The 1415-nt window shown below is 69.6% G+C and carries 1 protein-coding gene and 1 pseudogene; one reads left to right on the plus strand and one right to left on the minus strand.

Going from position 1 to position 1415, the window contains the following annotated elements:
* A partial coding sequence (locus tag ACWEN3_RS46560) for a DEAD/DEAH box helicase (protein WP_452984500.1) occupies positions 1-1041 on the minus strand: 1041 nt, incomplete at its 3' end.
* Positions 1042-1214: 173 nt separating this feature from the next.
* Here ACWEN3_RS46560 and ACWEN3_RS46565 point away from each other — a divergent pair.
* Positions 1215-1415 (plus strand): annotated as a pseudogene (locus ACWEN3_RS46565) (long-chain fatty acid--CoA ligase); the annotation flags it as partial.

The following is a 1415-nucleotide window of genomic DNA, read 5'->3' on the forward strand; positions in this document are numbered from 1 at the left end:
GTCGGTGGGCGGGTCGACGTTGACCACGAGATCGAGGTCGTCGACGTGCAGGCCCCGGGCCGCCACATTGGTCGCCACCAGAACGGTGATCTGGCTGTTCTTGAACTGCGCCAGGGTCCGTGTGCGCTGTGGCTGGGACTTGCCGCTGTGCAGGGCCCCGGCGTGCACCCCGCTGGCCCGCAGATGCCGGGTGAGCTGGTCGACGGCGTGCTTGGTGTCGAGGAACAGCAGTACGCGGCCGTCGCGGGCGGCGATTTCCGTGGTGACGGCGTAGCGGTCAGGGCCGTGGACGACCAGAACGTGGTGCTCCATCGTCGTGACCGTGCCCGCGGCCGGGTCGACCGAGTGGACGACGGGGTCGTGGAGGTAGCGGCGGACCAGTTGATCGACGTCGCGATCGAGAGTGGCCGAGAAGAGCATCCGCTGACCGTCGGGGTGCACCTGCTCGAGCACGTCGGCAACCTGCGGCAGGAATCCCAAGTCGCACATCTGGTCGGCCTCGTCCAGCACGGTGACTCTCACCCGTCCCAGGCGGCAGGCGTTGCGCTCGATCAGGTCGTGCAGGCGTCCGGGGGTGGCGACGACCACCTCGGCTCCCTGGCGCAGCGCGGTGACCTGCCGGCCGATCGACGTTCCGCCGACGACCGTGGCGATCCGCAGCCGCAGTGCCTCGGCGTACGGCGCCAGCGCCTGGGTGACCTGTTGGGCCAGCTCCCGGGTGGGCACAAGGATCAGAGCGAGCGGCTGCTTCGGTTCGGCGCGCCGCCCGGCTGTACGTGTCAGCAGCGGCAGGCCGAAGGCGAGCGTCTTGCCTGATCCGGTGCGCCCTCGTCCCAGGATGTCGCGCCCCTCCAGGGCATCGGGCAGTGTGGCGGCCTGGATCGGAAAGGGTTCGCGCACCCCGAGTTCGCTCAGTGTCCGCAGCACCTCCGTCGGCAGTTCCACACCGGCGAAGGTGACGGCCGGGAGCAGCGCCGGGGTCGTTGCCCCGGGCTGGGCGGGACTGCCGTGAGCGATGCCGGAGTCATTGGGATGCTTCATGAAGAGCCTTCCGCAAGGGAGCGTACCGGGGAAGGCCCGGCAGGTTTGAACAGCCCACGCACAGCCGAACGGAACAGGCAGAATCGCCCACCGCGACGACCACGCAAACACGTGAGAGTAACACACACATGGCATAACCTCGCGCCGCTGATACCGATCGCCCCTGTGTACGGGTGCCGGCAGCGGGTCGGCGGCCCGGCGCGCAGGCCACGGCGGAGGAGATCCGCGCCTACGCCAGGGAGCGCGTGGCGGCGTACAAGTGCCCGCGCGTCGTCACCGTGACGGAGGGTGTGGGCGGGACCGACAGTGAGGATCACCGTGCTCATGGCGTCACGGACGAGCATGGATGGGCCACCTCCTTCGGGAATCCCGGG

This window comes from Streptomyces sp. NPDC004561 (assembly GCF_053602155.1).